Genomic DNA, 14814 nt, shown 5'->3' with positions numbered 1-14814 from the left:
CACGTGGAGCTGCCCTCCGGCAAGACCACGCTGAGCGGCCGGGCCTCGCTGTCCGGTCCGGGCCTGCCCAAGCTGGAGGCGCGCATCGACCGGCTGGCAATGGCGCCGGGCGAGCCGCTGGAGAGCGCGGGCACCGTGGTGGTGGACGACTGGAAGGCGGGGGACTCCCGCCTGTCGCTGACGCCGGTGACCTTCAAGCTGGTGCAGAGGCCGGGCGGCAACGGTGAGACGAAGGGCAAGACCAGGGGCGAGGTTCTGCTCTCCGGCCGGGCGCGGATCAGCGGCCCCATTCCGGGCGGCCGCATTGAGGATCTGCATCTGCCGCTCGATCTGGAAGCGGCATGGGACAAGGGCCTGCGGCTGGCGGCCAGCGAAGGCTGCCTGGCCGTTCGCGTGGGCGGGCTCCAGTTCGGCGAGACCCGGTTCGGGCAGGGCGCAATGCCGGTCTGCCCGCAGGACGAGCGCGGTTTCCTCTATACGGCGCCGGACGGCACCCTGACGGGCGGCGCGACGGCGCAGACTCTGAAGCTGGCCTTGCTGCGCGCCGACGGCGAACCGATGGGCGGCAACCTGGGCCTGACCGCCGGTCCGGTGCTGGTCAGCGTGAGCGGCACGACGGACAAGCCGGTGATGGGCCTTGAGCTACGCCAGGCCGCGCTGCGGCTGCCGGACGGCATCACCGCCAACAGCCGTCGCATCAGCGGCCAGCTGCGCGGCGGCGGAGACGCCTGGCGCGGCAGCGGCACCATGGAGGGTATGACCCTCGTGGCGAGCGAGGCCAACGTGCGCGCCGAGGCCAAGGGCCGCTGGCGGGCGGATTTCGCCAACGAGGCGGCCCCGCTGCACCTGACCGGGCTGACCGGGCGGTTGCTGGACACCAGCAAGGTGCGCCGGTTCGAGGCGCTGAGCCTGACCGATGGCGAGGCGAAGGTGGGCAGCGAGCGCTCCACCCTCGGTGGCAAGGTGCGGCTGGCCTCGAGCGGCGAGGTGCTGGGCGAGGTGCAGGGCCACTACGCGAGCGGCGTCGGCAAGGCGTCCGGCTCCGGCGAGGCAACGCTGACCATGACCGGGCTGACCTTCACGCCGACGCTGCAGCCCTATCTCCTCAGCGAGATGGCGCGCGGCGTCGTTGAGAACGTGACCGGCTCGATCGGCGGTTTCGTCAGGGCGCGCTGGAATGAGGGCGGGCTGGCGACCGAAGGCCAGTTCGACCTCAACAACCTGTCCATGGCGACGGGCGGCCTTGGCCCGATCGAGGGCATCAGCGGTCAGGTGCGCGTGACCGACTTCATGGAGATGACGACCCCGCCGGGGCAGACCGTGCGCATCGCCAAGCTGAACCCGGGCGTTGCCATGGAAAACGGCGTGATCCGCTTCCAGATGCTGCCGGGCCATCAGCTCAAGGTGGAACAGGCCAGCTGGCCGCTCGCCAACGGGCACCTGCTGGTCGATCCGACCACGGTTGCGCTGGACGAGCCGGAGAAGCGGGCAACGCTGCGGCTCGATTCGGTGGACCTGGAGAAGTTCGTCGGCCTGATGGAGATGGAATCGCTGAAGGCGACGGGCCAGATCGAGGGCGTGCTGCCGCTGGTCATCACCCGTCAGGGCGCATCGATCCAGAAGGGCTACCTGCGCACGCTGGGCCAGGGCACGCTGTCCTACACCGGGCCGGTGCCGGCCACGGAAGGCAACGCCAAGCTGGCGTTCGACGCGCTGAAGAACTTCAAGTTCAACTCCATCACGCTGGACGTGGAAGGCGATCTGGCGGGCGAGATCTACACCGGCATCCGCTTCGACGGCACGAGCGTCGCCTCGCTGTCGCCGGTGTCGTGGTTCCGGGCGCTCAAGACGCGCGGCATCCCGTTCAAGTTCAACGTGAACGTGAAGGCACCGCTGCGCAGCCTGATGAGCTCGATCTCCGGCGTGACCGACGTGGGCGGCATGGTGCGCCGCAGCGTCGAGATGGAGCTGGAGAAGGCGAACGGCACGACCGCCAAGATCGAGCCGGAGAAGGAAGAGCAGGACGGCAAGCGGCGCTGAGCCGGTCCGACACGGGGCGGAAAGGGCTTCAGCTTCGGTTCATGCTCGTAACGTCAAAATTTGCGCTTGAGATTGAAAAGAGCGTACAGAAATGGGTGTGACGAAGGTGAGTGACCGGGAGACGACAATGCGGCCAGCCCTGAAGGCGGCTTTCACCATGACGGCGCTGCTGATGGCGGCAGGGTGCGTGAAGCTGCAGGCACCGGACAAGCCGATCGAGATCAACATGAACCTCAACATCCGCCACGAAGTCATCGTGAAGCTGGAGAAGGACGTTCAGGATCTCATCCAGAGCAATCCGGGCGTGTTCTAAGACGCGCAACCCTTTTGTGAGCGGCTTGGCCGGATAACGGCCGGGAGAAAAAACATGACTGTTCTGCATTCGAAATTTCTGACGAAGGTTCTGTGCGCGGCAGCGCTGGGCGCAACCGCGGCGATTGCCGGGACCGCGCTGGCACAGGACGCCTTCCTCGACCAGGCCCGCGCCAGCGGCCAGATCGGCGAGCAGGCCGACGGCTACGTGGGCGCAGTAAAGGGCGCGAGCGGTGACCTGAAGGCCCGCATCGACCAGATCAACATCAAGCGCAAGGCCGCCTATACCCAGCTGGCCGAGAAGCGCGGCGTGTCGGTGAACGAGGTGGCCGCCGCCACCGCGTGCGAGCTGTTCCAGAACCGCGTGGGTCCGGGCCAGTTCTACCGCACCGAAGGCGGCCAGTGGGTGCAGCGTCAGGGCAGCGCCCCGGTGCAGCTGCCGTCCTACTGCCCGAAGTAAGACACACCCCCGCCGCTGGTTTCCAGCACGGGGACGAACGACAGGCCCGGGGCTCGCCACAAGGCGGGCTCCGGCTTTTGTTATTTCTGGCGTTTCGGTTTTGCAGGAGAGGCTTACCCCTCCTGCACCTCCTATTCGTTTTGCGGGCCGTGCTTATGATGCCCCGCTGCGCTTGTTGAAGGGCTATCGGGCCGCGTTTCGGAAGCCAGCTTACGCGGGGAGGCTGCCAGCCAGGCTAATTCCTGCACATAAGTGTCATCTATGACACTTTACCGGATAGAATGAGCTGAGTGGCTTACTCGTACTTGCCGGCGTCTAGTTTCCCTTCAAAGGAGTATTGGCAGCTGGCTGCTGGCAGACAAATCCACGACGAGATGCCTGATACAAATAGAAAGTTTGCCGTTGGCGATGAAGTGAAGTTGCGCGAGGGAAGCTCCTTGGAAATACAACGCTACGCTAAACGGAGAGTCCACGGTATTGTAATAGAAGCCTTGAATATCCCCGGATATGGCTACGGCATCAAAGTTCAATGGCCTGATGAGCCATCAGCTTGGGCCTTTTCAGATGCGAACCTATTTGATCCGGTGGGAAATTAAATATCAGGGCTGATGTTTTTTCTTGAGCCAAAAGCCCTCTCGCCACGAACCCGGCGGGCGCGACGGCTTACGCTGGGTGCGCCCCGAAAAACGAAGGGGGGTGCAGGGGGTTATAGACCCCCTGCGAATAATGAGAATTACCCGGAAGTTCAGAGCACTCCTCACGCATTGGCTTGAATGATTACCTTCAGCGCCTGGGTTTCGGCGGCGCGGCCGAAGGTGTCGTAGGCGTTCAGGATGTCATCGAGCGCGAAGCGGTGGGTGATGAGGCGGGTGGGGTCGACCTTGCCGGACTGCACGGTCTTGAGCAGCATGGGGGTGGTGCTGGTGTCGACCAGCCGGGTGGTGATGGCGATATTGTGGGACCACAGGCGCTCGAGGTGCAGGTCCACCTTCTTGCCGTGCACGCCGACGTTGGCGATGGTGCCGCCGGGGGCGATAAGGTCCTGACAGAGCTCGAAGGTGGCGGGCACGCCGACGGCTTCGATGGCGGTGTCGACGCCCGCCTTGCCGACGATCCGGCGCACGGCCTCCGCCGCGCTTTCGTTGCCAGCGTTGCTGTTGACGGTGTGGGTGGCCCCGAACTGGCGGGCGATGCCGAGGCGGTTGTCGTCGAGGTCGATCATGATGATGGTGGCGGGCGAGTAGAACTGGGCGGTGAGCAGCGCCGCCAGTCCGATGGGACCCGCGCCGACGATGGCGACGCTGCTGCCGGGCTGGACCTTGCCGTTGAGCACGCCGCACTCGAACCCGGTCGGGAGGATGTCGGAGAGCATGACGAGAGCTTCCTCGTCGCTGCCGTCAGGAATGGGATAGAGGCTGGTGTCGGCATGGGGAATGCGGACGTATTCGGCCTGCGTGCCGTCGATCTCGTTGCCGAGAATCCACCCGCCGGTCTCGCAGTGGGAGTACATGCCGCGTCGGCAGTAGTCGCAGCGGCCGCAGCTGGTGACGCAGGAGATGATGACCCGGTCCCCCGGCTTGAAGGCGGTGACGCTTTCGCCGACGCGCTCCACCACGCCCGTGCCTTCATGCCCGAGGATGGTGCCGGGCTGGCAGGTGGGCACGTCTCCCTTCAGGATGTGAAGGTCCGTGCCGCAGATGGTGGTGCGGCTGATGCGGACGATGGCATCGCCCGGCTCACGGATCTCAGGCGTGGGCCTGTCCTCGACGCTCTTGTTGCCGGGGCCGTTGTAAACGAGGGCTTTCATGGCCGCCTCCGCGATCGGGCTGGTGGATCTGGCTGATGGCCGGAGAACCACGGGCGGGGGCGGGTGTTCCAAAGCCCAAGGTATGAGAGCGACGTGGACGGGGCAGCCCGGGACCGCCTGCGGACGCGCGCTGCCGGAGGAGGGGTTTAACCTGGTGGTCCACCGCTCTTGATCGGGCGGAAACGAGAAAGGCCGGGGCGAGCCCCGGCCTTCTGCTTTTGCGTGGAACGGTCGCTGTTACGCCGAGGCGTTGAGGCGCTCGGCGTGCCAGATCAGGTGATCGTCAATGAACGAGGCGATGAAGAAGTAGCTGTGGTCATACTCCGGCTGGCGGCGCAGCGTCAGCTTCTGGCCCGCCGCCTCGCACGCGGCTTCCAGCAGCTCCGGCTTCAGCTGGGCATCAACGAACGGATCGTCCATGCCCTGATCCACCAAGATTTCGGTCGGCAGGCGGTGGCCGTCCTGCAGGAGGGCCGTGGCGTCATAGGCGCGCCACGCAGCCTGATCCTCGCCCAGATAGCCTGAAAGCGCCTTCTGGCCCCACGGGCAGTTGATGGGCGAGGCGATGGGCGCAAAGGCCGAGACCGACTTGAAGCGCATGGGGTTCTTCAGCGCGATGGTGAGCGCGCCGTGGCCGCCCATGCTGTGACCGGTGATGGACTGGCGCGCCATGTCCGCCGGGAAGTGCTCGGCAATGACGGCAGGCAGCTCGTCCGTGATGTAGGAGTACATCTTGTAGTTGGCGGCCCAGGGATCCTGCGTCGCATCCACGTAGAAGCCCGCGCCGATGCCGAAGTCATAAGCGCCTTCGGCATCATCCGGCACGCCGTCCCCGCGCGGGGAGGTGTCCGGCGCGATCAGCATGATGCCGAGATCGGCCGCCAGGCGCTGCGCGCCCGCCTTCACGGTGAAGTTCTCCTCCGTGCAGGTGAGGCCCGACAGGAACCACAGCACCGGAACCGGACCGTCCGCCGCCTGCGGGGGCGTGTACACCGCAAAGCGCATGCTGGTGCCGGTGGCCTTCGATTGGTGGCGGTAGAAACCCTGCGTGCCCTCGAACAGGCGGTGGGTGGCGATGACTTCAAGGGTCATGGGGCAGGCCCTTTCTGGTGTGTGGGTGGTTCTGTTTTTCGCAGAGGGTCTATAACCCTCTGCACTTCCGTTCGTTTTCCGGCGGCGGTTCAGGCAATCACTGAAAACACGGCCGTTTCAAACGAATTTACCGGGACGCGATCTTCATTAAACGCGCGGCCCGATTGAAGCGAAGGGGAGGTGCAGGAGGGTCGAGACCCTCCTGCGGACAATAAAACTTAAAACGTAATCACGGAGCGGATCGACTTGCCTTCGTGCATCAGGTCGAAGGCGGAGTTGATCTGCTCGAGCGGCATGACGTGGGTGATGAGGTCATCGATGTTGATCTTGCCGTCCATGTACCAGTCGACGATCTTGGGCACGTCGGTGCGGCCGCGGGCGCCGCCGAAGGCCGAACCCTTCCAGACGCGGCCCGTCACCAGCTGGAACGGGCGGGTGGAGATTTCCTGACCGGCCTCGGCAACGCCGATGATGATGCTCTCGCCCCAGCCGCGGTGGGCGCACTCGAGGGCCTGACGCATGACCTTGACGTTGCCGGTGCAGTCGAAGCTGTAGTCCGCGCCGCCGCCGGTGATGTCGATGATGGCCTGCACCACCTTGTCGTTGCCGACTTCGTTCGGGTTGATGAAGTGGGTCATGCCGAACTTCTCGGCCATTTCGCGCTTGGCGGGGTTCAGGTCGATGCCGATGATCTTGTCGGCACCCACCATTTTCGCGCCCTGAATGACGTTGAGGCCGATGCCGCCCAGGCCGAACACGGCGACGTTCGCGCCCGCCTCGACGCCGGCGGTGTAGATGACCGCGCCGATGCCGGTGGTGACGCCGCAGCCGATGTAGCAGACCTTGTCGAACGGGGCGTCCTCACGGATCTTGGCGACCGCGATCTCGGGCATGACCGTGAAGTTGGAGAAGGTGGAGCAGCCCATGTAGTGGAAAATCCGCTGGCCCTTGTAGGAGAAGCGGGAGGTGCCGTCCGGCATCAGGCCCTGACCCTGGGTGGAGCGGATGGCCGTGCACAGGTTCGACTTGCGCGACAGGCAGGTTTTGCATTGGCGGCATTCGGGCGTGTAAAGCGGAATGACGTGATCGCCCGGCTTCAGCGAGGTGACGCCGGGGCCGACCTCGCGCACGATGCCTGCGCCTTCGTGGCCGAGGATGGAGGGGAACACGCCCTCGCTGTCCTTGCCGGAGAGGGTGTAGGCGTCGGTGTGGCAGACGCCGGTGGCCATGACCTCGACGAGGACTTCACCGGCTTTCGGGCCCTCCAGATCGACCTCGACAATCTCAAGCGGCGTGTTGGGCGCAAAGGCGACTGCGGCGCGCGTCTTCATGGGGGAACTCTCCTAATTGCCCGGCGGGAAACCAATGTGTCTGTACCTGATACCCAAGCGCACGCCGAAGGGGCAAGGTCCAAAGGTCGCAGGCGCAACGGACGCCGCAGGCGGCGGGGCGTGGATCGCCCCGCGCGCAAACTGCTGCGTCAGTCGAACTGGGTGAAGTCCGGCTTGCGCTTCTGGAGGAAGGCGCTGACGGCTTCCTGAGCCTCGGGGCTGTTCAGCCGCTCGGCGAAGACCCGCATCTCCTCAAGGATGACGCTGTTCAGGTCCGCATTGCGGGCGGAGCGGATGAGCGCCTTGGTGGCGCGAAGGGCCGCGGCAGGCTGGGCGGCCAGCTTGAGGGCACGGCTGCGGGCCAGCGCCTCCACCTCGGCGGCGGGAACGACGGCGTTGACCAGGCCCCACTCCAGCGCCTGCTGGGCGGTGAAGGGCTCGCCCAGCAGCAGCAACTCGGACGCCTTCACGTGACCGACGCTGCGGGCCAGCAGCTGGGTGGAGCCGGCTTCCGGCACCACGCCAAGGCTGGTGAAGGGGAACTGGAGGCGGGCGTTGTCCGCCGCATAGACCAGCTCGCAGTGGAGCAGCAGGGTCATGCCGATGCCGACGGCCGGGCCGGAGACGGCGGCGACCAGCGGCTTGGAGAAGCGGGCGAGGGACTTGAGGAACTGGACGGTGTTGCTGCTCTCGTCCTCGGGCGGATTGGCGAGGAAGTCCGCCAGATCGTTGCCGCTGCTGAACACGTCATGGTCCGTGCCGTTGAAGCCGGTGATGACGACGGTGCGCACGGACGGCGTGCGATCCGCCTCATCGAGCACGGCGGCGAGCTTGCCGTACATGACCGAGGTGATGGCGTTGCGCTTGGCGGCGCGATCGATGCGGATCCAGAGCAGCGGGCCGTCCACCTCGGTGCGGATGGCGTCAGCCTCGGACTGGGTAGCTTCGGATACGGCAGCGGTATTGGTCATCGGAATCCTCTGGCTGGCTGGGGCAGGGTGCCTGCGAATGTGTTGCCTGCAAAACTGGTGCGGGAGGATAGGGGGCTTCGCTCGCGCCGCCAAGCTGCGACGGGCGGGGGGAATCGGAGGACGAGTGAATCCGCTGATTCGAGACTGCGCAATAAGATATTGAAAAAATATCAGAAATGCGGGGATGCCGCCCGGATGCAGCAGGGCGCGGGCAGCCACGGGCTCTGCGGGGGCGATGTTTCGTCGCCTTGGGGAAAACTGTTTTCGGTCAAGGGCTTGGCGTGAAAACTGAATCGGGTGGATTCGCAGGCGCGGCATGAGGCGGCGGCTCCGCCCGGGCGTTGTTCGAGCAGGGACCCGTGGCCATAGCTCCTTTTCATTCGAGCAATTAGCCTATAGGTCAGACCCGAGTTTCAGGCCGCCCGGTTTCTATCCGCTGGTTACAGGCGCAGGGCGGCAAGTGAGTTTGGAGAGTGTCATGACCGATGACGTCCGCTTCGTGGAAGGCACCGCCGTGCGCTACGGCGAGCCGGAAACCGTGAGCCCGCTCATCCGGCGCGTGGTGGCCCACAATGCCAACCCGTTCACCTATACGGGCACCGGCACCTACATCATCGGGCGCGGCACGGTGGCGATCATCGATCCGGGTCCGGACATGCCGGAGCATATCGAGGCGGTGCTGAAGGCGGTGGAAGGCGAGACGGTGAGCCACCTCGTCATCACCCACACCCACCGCGACCACTCGCCCGCCGCCCGTCCGCTGAAGGAGCGGCTGGGCGCGCCGATCGTGGGTTGCGCGCAGGTGAAGGGCGAGGACGGCATGCCCGCCGCCGAGGAAGCGGTGGACTGGGCCTATGCGCCCGACACCATCCTGGCCGAGGGCGACACCATCTCCGGCCCGGGCTGGACGCTGGAGGCCATCGAGACGCCGGGTCATACCTCGACGCACCTGTGCTTCGCGCTGCCGGAGGAGAAGGCGCTGTTCACCGGCGATCATGTGATGGGCTGGTCCACCAGCGTCATTGCCCCGCCGGACGGCGACATGGCCGCCTACATGGCCAGCCTCAAGAAGCTGCTGGATCGGGACGACGCCATCTACTACCCGACCCACGGCGCCCCGGTTGAGAACCCGCGCCCGTTCGTGCGCGGCCTCATCAATCACCGCCGCATGCGCGAAGGGCAGATCATGAAGCTGCTCTCGGACGGACCGCTCAGCATTCCGCAGATGGTCGAGGTGCTGTACGTCTCGACGCCCAAGTACCTGCACGCGGCGGCGGGCCGCTCGGTGCTGGCGCACCTGATCGACCTGGAAGCACGCGGCCGGGTGGTGCGCGATGGCGACGTTTACTCCGCTGCACAGGTTGCTGAGACGGAATGATTTTCTGGAAGGTGGAGGCGTAACGGACGCCTGTCTCCTGACATTATCAGGAATATCGCCACGGCGATGTGCCGCTGGCGGACAAGAACAAAGGGCGTTCATTTAATGAACGCCCTTTGCCTTTTCAGACTTAAGCTCCTGTCCGGCTTGCGGAAAGCTCACTCCGCGCTGGTGAACTTCATGAGCGCGATGCCGGAGACGATGAGCAGGGCGGCGAGGATGCGCAGCGGCGAGGCGGCTTCACCCAGCATGACCAGACCGACGATGAACGCGCCGACCGCGCCGATGCCGGTCCAGACAGCATAGGCGGTGCCCAGCGGCAGGGTTTTCATCGCAACCGAGAGCAGCCAGAAGCTGACGAACATGAAGCCGAAGGTGAGAACGGTGTACATCGGACGGGAGAAGCCGTCCGACAGCTTCATGAAATAGGCCCACACGACTTCAAGCAGGCCAGCAACAGACAATAGAATCCAGGCCACGCGGCCCTCCTTTCGAAGTGCCGGGCCGTCCCGGTCATTACTGCCCATGGTGGGGGAGGTCGTTCCTCTCTGGCGCTGAAATATGAATTCCGGCGTTCAGCGTCAAGACACGGCGCGCTGTGCGGCCGCGGCTTGAGGCTATCGTCTGCCTCGTGCGTTTTTCCTGCTCTGGTTGTCATTAGAATAGGAGCAGTTCATGAGACCCCTGCTGGTTGCTGCTGTTTTCGTTGGACTTTCCGTTCCGGCACTGGCGGCGGACGTGCCGCCGCAGGGTGCGCGCCCGCTTTCGGAGATCACCACCTCGATCGAGGCGCGGGACGACTTCGTTTCCTTCGTGAGCATTGAATACAAGGATGACGTTTACAAGATCCGTTACCGCACCCGGGGCGGAGACGAGCGCAACATTGTGGTCGATCCGCTGAGCGGCACCGAGAAAAAGAAGGACTAGCAGCGCAGACGGCCCAGACGCACGGGCGCGAAGGGAAGGTGGAATTGTGAAATTCGCCAGAATCAGAGCGCCCGGCGGGCTCGATCAACTGGACGTGACCGAGACCGACGATCCCGGCCTGCCGGGACCGGGAGAGATTCGCGTGCGGGTGCACGCCAGCTCGCTGAACTTCCATGATTATCTGGTGGTAAGCGGCAAGGCGGGCGCAGAGGACGGGCGCATTCCCATGTCTGACGGGGCGGGCATCATCGAGGCGGTGGGCGCGGGCGTGACCGAGTTTGCGCCCGGTGACCATGTGGTTTCCTGCTTTTTCCCTGCCTGGCAGGACGGGCCGCCGGCCGTCGGCGACTTCGCGCTGGTGCCGGGCGACGGCATCGACGGGTACGCCCGCGAGGCGGTGGTGCGCCCGGCCAGCTGGTTCACCCGTGCGCCGCACGGCTACAGCCACGCCGAGGCGGCAACGCTGACCACGGCCGGGCTGACCGCGTGGCGGGCGCTGGTGGTGGATGGCCAGCTGAAGGCGGGAGATACCGTGCTGGTGATGGGCACCGGCGGCGTTTCCATCTTCGCGCTGCAACTGGCCAAGGCCATGGGGGCGACGGTGATCGCCACCTCGTCCTCGGATGACAAGCTGAAGCGCGTGCATGCGCTGGGCGCCGACTACAGCCTCAACTACAAGACCACCCCGGACTGGGGACAGGCCGTGCTGGACCTGACACAGGGACGCGGCGTGGATCATGTGGTGGAGGTGGGCGGGCCCGCAACGCTGGCCCAGTCCATCACCGCCGTGCGGATTGGCGGGCACATCTCGCTCATCGGCGTGCTCACCGGGGTTGAAGGGCCGGTGCCGACCGCCGCCCTGATGGCCAAGCAGGCCCGATTGCAGGGTTTGATCGTTGGCAGCAGGCGCGAGCAGATGGACTTTGTGCGGGCGCTGGAGGCGACCGGCGTGCGCCCGGTGATCGATCGCAGCTTCGCACTGGACGACATTGCCGATGCCTTCCGCCTGCAGGAAAGCGGAGCGCACTTCGGCAAGATCTGTCTGGAATTCTAGGGAAAACCTTTGCAGGAAGCGGCCTGGGAAGCGCCGCTTCGCTCGGCCGGACATCTCTGCCGCAGGGGCCGCTTGCGACAGTTACGCCGCCGTTTTGTCACGAAGCCCTTGTGCTCAGGGGGGTTACACGCCATTTACCCCACACGCGCGGGTGCAACGGAGAGGCCCGCATAACTGTGGTGCCACGGAAGGGCTCGCATGAAAGCCCGGTACGATGGCCCAGGTGTTGATGGCAAGGTGACGCTATGGATGCCCGTTTGAATTTCCCCAACCAGACTGCCGGCGCGGACATCCCGCCGGGCATCGACCTGCTGGCCGAGATCAATCGGCTGCGCAAGGAGAAGAACGCCGTCATCCTTGCCCACTATTACCAGGAACCGCAGATCCAGGATCTGGCGGACTTCGTGGGCGATTCCCTCGACCTGTCGCGCAAGGCAGCGGCGACGGACGCGGATGTGATCGTGTTCTGCGGCGTGAAGTTCATGGCGGAGGTGGCCAAGATCCTCTCTCCGCAGAAAACGGTGGTGCTGCCGGACCTGAAGGCCGGATGCTCGCTGGAAGACAGCTGCCCGCCGGAGGCCTTCGCCAAGTTCCGCGCCGCGCACCCGGACCACATTGCGCTGACGTACATCAACTGCTCGGCAGAGGTTAAGGCGCTCTCGGACATCATCGTGACGTCCTCGTCCGCCGAGCACATCCTCAGCCAGCTCCCCGCCGACCAGAAGATCATCTTCGCGCCGGACCGGCACCTGGGCGGTTACCTCGCCCGCAAGACCGGCCGCGACATGCTGCTGTGGGAAGGCTCGTGCATCGTGCACGAGAACTTCTCGGAACAGGAGCTGATCAAGCTGAAGGCGGAGCATCCCGACGCCCCGGTGGCGGCGCACCCCGAGTGCCCGGCGCACATTCTGGACCATGCCGACTATGTGGGCTCGACCCGCGGCATTCTGGAATACGCCATGGCCAGCGATGCCGATACCATTCTGGTGGCGACGGAGCCCAACATCATTCACCAGATGCAGCGCGAAGCGCCGGGCAAGACCTTCATCGGCGTGCCGGGCGCGGACGGCCAGTGCAACTGCAACATGTGCCCGTTCATGGCGCTGAACACGCTGGAGAAGCTGTACCTGTGCCTGCGCGACCTGACGCCCCAGATCGAGGTGCCGGAAGACGTGCGGGTAAAGGCGGCACAGTCGCTGCAGCGGATGCTGGACATGGCGCCGAAGGCCCCGGGCCAGGGCGACGTGGGCAAGATTCCGGGCTGATGCGCTCGGCTTGACGGGAAAGAACCAGGCGGCGGCGGACCGGGCACACCGGCCCGACCGCCGTTGTTGTTTGCGGACGTGGCGACACCGGCTTGTTGCCGACCTGTTACGGTTTTCCGCAAATACCTGATCTGTTTTGAAATTTGACGATGGAGGGTTTCATGATCGCAAGCGGACTGCCGCTCAACGACGCCGAGGTGCAGGATTTCGTACGCTCGACGCTGGCTGAGGATTTGGGCGAACGCGGCGACGTGACCTCCAAGTTCGTGGTGCCGGAGACGGCCCGCCTGAAGGCGGTGATGGCGGCGCGCGAGCCGCTGGTGGTGGCGGGCCTGCCGCTGGCCGAGACCTTTTTCCGCGCGCTGGATGCGAGCTGCGAGATCGAGATCAAGGCGCAGGATGGCGACCGGGTGGAGGCAGGCGCGGAGCTGATGGTAGTGACCGGCTCGGCCCGTGCGCTGCTGACCGCCGAGCGCTCCGCACTGAACACGGTGCAGCACCTTGCGGGCATCGCCACCCTGACGCGCCAGTATGTGGACGCGATCGAGGGCACCGGCGCGAAACTGCTGGACACCCGCAAGACAACGCCGGGCCTGCGCCTGCTGGAGAAGTACGCCACCCGCATGGGCGGCGCGCACAATCACCGGCTGCGGCTGGACGACGGCATTCTCATCAAGGACAATCACATCGCCATCGTCGGCTCCATCGAGGCGGCGGTGCAGGCGGCGCTGGCCAGCCGCACCGTGCTTCAGGTGCAGGTGGAGGTGGATACGCTCGACCAGATCGAACCGGCGCTGGCCGCCGGGGCCGAGCGCCTGCTGCTGGACAACATGGACCCGCCGACCCTGCGCAAGGCCGTGGCGCTTGTGAACGGGCGAGTGCCGCTGGAAGCCTCGGGCGGCGTGAACCTGAACACCATTCGCGGCATTGCCGAGACGGGCGTGGACTTCATCTCTGTTGGCCGCATCACCCAGTCTGCCCCGGCAGTAGACATCGGGCTGGACTTCCTCTCGGCGTAATTCCTAAGCTTCTGATTTAGCCTCCGCCAGCCGTGGCGTTCATGCCGCTCGGCCAGGTTCCTTTCAGCCGTGGCCCGACTGGCAGTTGCTGAATGGGGTGGAGGCCAGCATGGTGCGGGCGATGCGGGCCGCATCCTGCCTGTTCTTGACGCCGAGCTTGCGGAACACGGCGGTGAGATGGGCCTTCACGGTGGCTTCCGTGATGTTCATCTCAAAGGCGATCTGCTTGTTGAGCAGCCCGGCGTTCAGGCCAAGCAGGACGCGCATCTGCGCCGGTGTGAGGGAAGCCAGCTTGCGGGCGACCGTGATGGGTTCCGGCACGGGGTCCTCCTGAGTGGGCAGGGGCTTGCAGGTCTCCGCCAGCCAGCATTCTTCTCCGGCCAGCGTGCGGGCAAGAGTGGTGCGCACCAGTACGGGCGGCGCGGAGCGGGTGAGGAAGCCTTGTGCTCCGAACCAGCGCGCCCGCTGCACCAGCGAGGGCTCCTCATCCCACCCGAGGGCGAGAATGCGCGCGGTCGCTCGCATCTGCTTCACCGCGACGAGGCTGGCGAAGCCGCCACCGTCCGTCAGGTCGAGGTCCATCAGCACCACTTCCGGCCGCTGGCGGCGCACGGCCTCTGCCGCCGACTTGAAGCTGGACGCTTCCACAACATTGGCCTTGGGCTGGGCCTGGCGAACAGCCGATACAAGAGCCCGGGTCCCTGGATGATCACTCGCAATGAGGATCGTCGGCGCCATAACTTGCCTCCGCAATTGTTGAACGTGGCACGGACGCAACGGCAACTACGAACTGGGGCAGCTACGAACTGGGGCAGCTACGAACGGGGAGAACGACGAACTGGGCCGCCAGACGGCGGTGGCACCAACGCTACGGCAAGTCGATACCAAGAATAATTCTTTAGAATTACTTTAATATTCTCCGCTTTTCAGGAGTTCGTCACATTAGTTCGACAACTCTTCTTTGAAAAGTGTTTCGATTGGCTCGGCCATAATTTTATGGCGCGTGCGGTATGAAGCTGGGCTGAATTCAGGGAATTTCGCGGAAATTAGCCAAAAATCATCGCTTCTGGCGTATATGAAGGCGGCTGTTTCCGGCCTGCCTCGGGGGCTGGACCTGGTGATGTGTTACGACTCGGACAGAATCATTGATGTAAATAG

The 14814-nt window shown here is 65.0% G+C and carries 16 protein-coding genes; 10 read left to right on the top strand and 6 right to left on the bottom strand.

Translation table 11 applies throughout. The features are described from left to right. The 4 genes from VIG90_RS17165 to VIG90_RS17150 all read left to right on the top strand — a co-directional run. The coding region (locus VIG90_RS17165; RefSeq protein ID WP_331594746.1) for an intermembrane phospholipid transport protein YdbH family protein at nt 1-2040 on the top strand (2040 nt) is incomplete at its 5' end. A 127-nt stretch (nt 2041-2167) separates the two neighbouring features. Beyond that, nucleotides 2168-2353 (top strand): YnbE family lipoprotein, encoded by a 186-nt coding sequence (locus VIG90_RS17160; RefSeq protein WP_331594745.1) that lies wholly within the window; start codon nt 2168-2170, stop codon nt 2351-2353. Between the two features lie 54 nt (nt 2354-2407). Further along, on the top strand, nt 2408-2812 hold the full coding sequence (locus tag VIG90_RS17155) for a YdbL family protein (RefSeq protein WP_331594744.1): 405 nt from the start codon (nt 2408-2410) through the stop codon (nt 2810-2812). A gap of 290 nt (nt 2813-3102) precedes the next feature. Continuing rightward, nucleotides 3103-3408 carry a hypothetical protein gene (locus tag VIG90_RS17150; RefSeq protein WP_331594743.1) on the top strand — a complete coding sequence of 102 codons (306 nt, stop codon included), beginning with the start codon at nt 3103-3105 and terminating at the stop codon, nt 3406-3408. Nucleotides 3409-3569: 161 nt separating this feature from the next. Here VIG90_RS17150 and VIG90_RS17145 read toward each other — a convergent pair whose 3' ends face one another. From VIG90_RS17145 to VIG90_RS17130, 4 genes are all read right to left on the bottom strand, one after another. Then, nucleotides 3570-4619, bottom strand: coding sequence for a zinc-dependent alcohol dehydrogenase family protein (locus VIG90_RS17145; RefSeq protein ID WP_331594742.1), 1050 nt, complete (start codon nt 4617-4619; stop codon nt 3570-3572). Nucleotides 4620-4856: 237 nt separating this feature from the next. Beyond that, on the bottom strand, nt 4857-5711 hold the full coding sequence (gene fghA, locus VIG90_RS17140; RefSeq protein WP_331594741.1) for an S-formylglutathione hydrolase: 855 nt from the start codon (nt 5709-5711) through the stop codon (nt 4857-4859). A 218-nt stretch (nt 5712-5929) separates the two neighbouring features. Beyond that, nucleotides 5930-7042: an S-(hydroxymethyl)glutathione dehydrogenase/class III alcohol dehydrogenase gene (locus tag VIG90_RS17135; RefSeq protein ID WP_331594740.1), complete on the bottom strand. Its 1113-nt coding sequence runs from the start codon at nt 7040-7042 to the stop codon at nt 5930-5932. Nucleotides 7043-7191: 149 nt separating this feature from the next. Next, nucleotides 7192-8013: an enoyl-CoA hydratase gene (locus VIG90_RS17130; protein ID WP_331594739.1), complete on the bottom strand. Its 822-nt coding sequence runs from the start codon at nt 8011-8013 to the stop codon at nt 7192-7194. 478 nt (nt 8014-8491) lie between these two features. Between VIG90_RS17130 and VIG90_RS17125 the strand changes: the two genes are divergently transcribed. Beyond that, nucleotides 8492-9391: an MBL fold metallo-hydrolase gene (locus VIG90_RS17125; RefSeq protein WP_331594738.1), complete on the top strand. Its 900-nt coding sequence runs from the start codon at nt 8492-8494 to the stop codon at nt 9389-9391. A 158-nt stretch (nt 9392-9549) separates the two neighbouring features. On the opposite strand, the gene VIG90_RS17120 is transcribed toward VIG90_RS17125, so the two are convergent. After that, on the bottom strand, nt 9550-9870 hold the full coding sequence (locus tag VIG90_RS17120) for a multidrug efflux SMR transporter (RefSeq protein ID WP_331594737.1): 321 nt from the start codon (nt 9868-9870) through the stop codon (nt 9550-9552). Nucleotides 9871-10066: 196 nt separating this feature from the next. On the opposite strand from VIG90_RS17120, the gene VIG90_RS17115 reads away from it, so the two are divergent. The 4 genes from VIG90_RS17115 (at nt 10067) to nadC (ending at nt 13656) form a co-directional block, all read left to right on the top strand. After that, nucleotides 10067-10318 (top strand): hypothetical protein, encoded by a 252-nt coding sequence (locus tag VIG90_RS17115; protein WP_331594736.1) that lies wholly within the window; start codon nt 10067-10069, stop codon nt 10316-10318. A gap of 46 nt (nt 10319-10364) precedes the next feature. After that, nucleotides 10365-11372 (top strand): NAD(P)-dependent alcohol dehydrogenase, encoded by a 1008-nt coding sequence (locus VIG90_RS17110; protein ID WP_331594735.1) that lies wholly within the window; start codon nt 10365-10367, stop codon nt 11370-11372. A 245-nt stretch (nt 11373-11617) separates the two neighbouring features. After that, on the top strand, nt 11618-12637 hold the full coding sequence (gene nadA, locus VIG90_RS17105) for a quinolinate synthase NadA (protein ID WP_331594734.1): 1020 nt from the start codon (nt 11618-11620) through the stop codon (nt 12635-12637). Between the two features lie 161 nt (nt 12638-12798). Beyond that, nucleotides 12799-13656 carry a carboxylating nicotinate-nucleotide diphosphorylase gene (gene nadC, locus VIG90_RS17100; RefSeq protein ID WP_331594733.1) on the top strand — a complete coding sequence of 286 codons (858 nt, stop codon included), beginning with the start codon at nt 12799-12801 and terminating at the stop codon, nt 13654-13656. Nucleotides 13657-13719: 63 nt separating this feature from the next. On the opposite strand, the gene VIG90_RS17095 is transcribed toward nadC, so the two are convergent. Next, the gene (locus VIG90_RS17095) at nt 13720-14394 is read right to left on the bottom strand and encodes a response regulator transcription factor (protein WP_331594732.1); all 675 of its coding nucleotides are present in this window, start codon (nt 14392-14394) and stop codon (nt 13720-13722) included. 223 nt (nt 14395-14617) lie between these two features. On the opposite strand from VIG90_RS17095, the gene VIG90_RS17090 reads away from it, so the two are divergent. Next, nucleotides 14618-14814, top strand: a 197-nt coding sequence (locus VIG90_RS17090) for a hypothetical protein (protein WP_331594731.1), incomplete at its 3' end; no start/stop codon positions are given.

It is taken from the genome of Pedomonas sp. (genome assembly GCF_036515995.1).
In the GTDB taxonomy this organism is placed as follows: domain Bacteria; phylum Pseudomonadota; class Alphaproteobacteria; order Sphingomonadales; family Sphingomonadaceae; genus Pedomonas.
Note: the sequence above shows the minus strand (reverse complement) of the source record. Positions and strands in the feature narration are given on the sequence as shown.

What these genes read in the sequence shown, in the direction of transcription:
- VIG90_RS17160 (WP_331594745.1), top strand. Translation starts at nt 2,168, where the DNA reads ATGCGGCCAGCCCTGAAGGCGGCTTTCACCATGACGGCGCTGCTGATG.
- VIG90_RS17155 (WP_331594744.1), top strand. Translation starts at nt 2,408, where the DNA reads ATGACTGTTCTGCATTCGAAATTTCTGACGAAGGTTCTGTGCGCGGCA.
- VIG90_RS17145 (WP_331594742.1), bottom strand. Translation starts at nt 4,619, where the DNA reads ATGAAAGCCCTCGTTTACAACGGCCCCGGCAACAAGAGCGTCGAGGAC.
- fghA (WP_331594741.1), bottom strand. Translation starts at nt 5,711, where the DNA reads ATGACCCTTGAAGTCATCGCCACCCACCGCCTGTTCGAGGGCACGCAG.
- VIG90_RS17135 (WP_331594740.1), bottom strand. Translation starts at nt 7,042, where the DNA reads ATGAAGACGCGCGCCGCAGTCGCCTTTGCGCCCAACACGCCGCTTGAG.
- VIG90_RS17130 (WP_331594739.1), bottom strand. Translation starts at nt 8,013, where the DNA reads ATGACCAATACCGCTGCCGTATCCGAAGCTACCCAGTCCGAGGCTGAC.
- VIG90_RS17125 (WP_331594738.1), top strand. Translation starts at nt 8,492, where the DNA reads ATGACCGATGACGTCCGCTTCGTGGAAGGCACCGCCGTGCGCTACGGC.
- VIG90_RS17115 (WP_331594736.1), top strand. Translation starts at nt 10,067, where the DNA reads ATGAGACCCCTGCTGGTTGCTGCTGTTTTCGTTGGACTTTCCGTTCCG.
- nadA (WP_331594734.1), top strand. Translation starts at nt 11,618, where the DNA reads ATGGATGCCCGTTTGAATTTCCCCAACCAGACTGCCGGCGCGGACATC.
- nadC (WP_331594733.1), top strand. Translation starts at nt 12,799, where the DNA reads ATGATCGCAAGCGGACTGCCGCTCAACGACGCCGAGGTGCAGGATTTC.
- VIG90_RS17095 (WP_331594732.1), bottom strand. Translation starts at nt 14,394, where the DNA reads ATGGCGCCGACGATCCTCATTGCGAGTGATCATCCAGGGACCCGGGCT.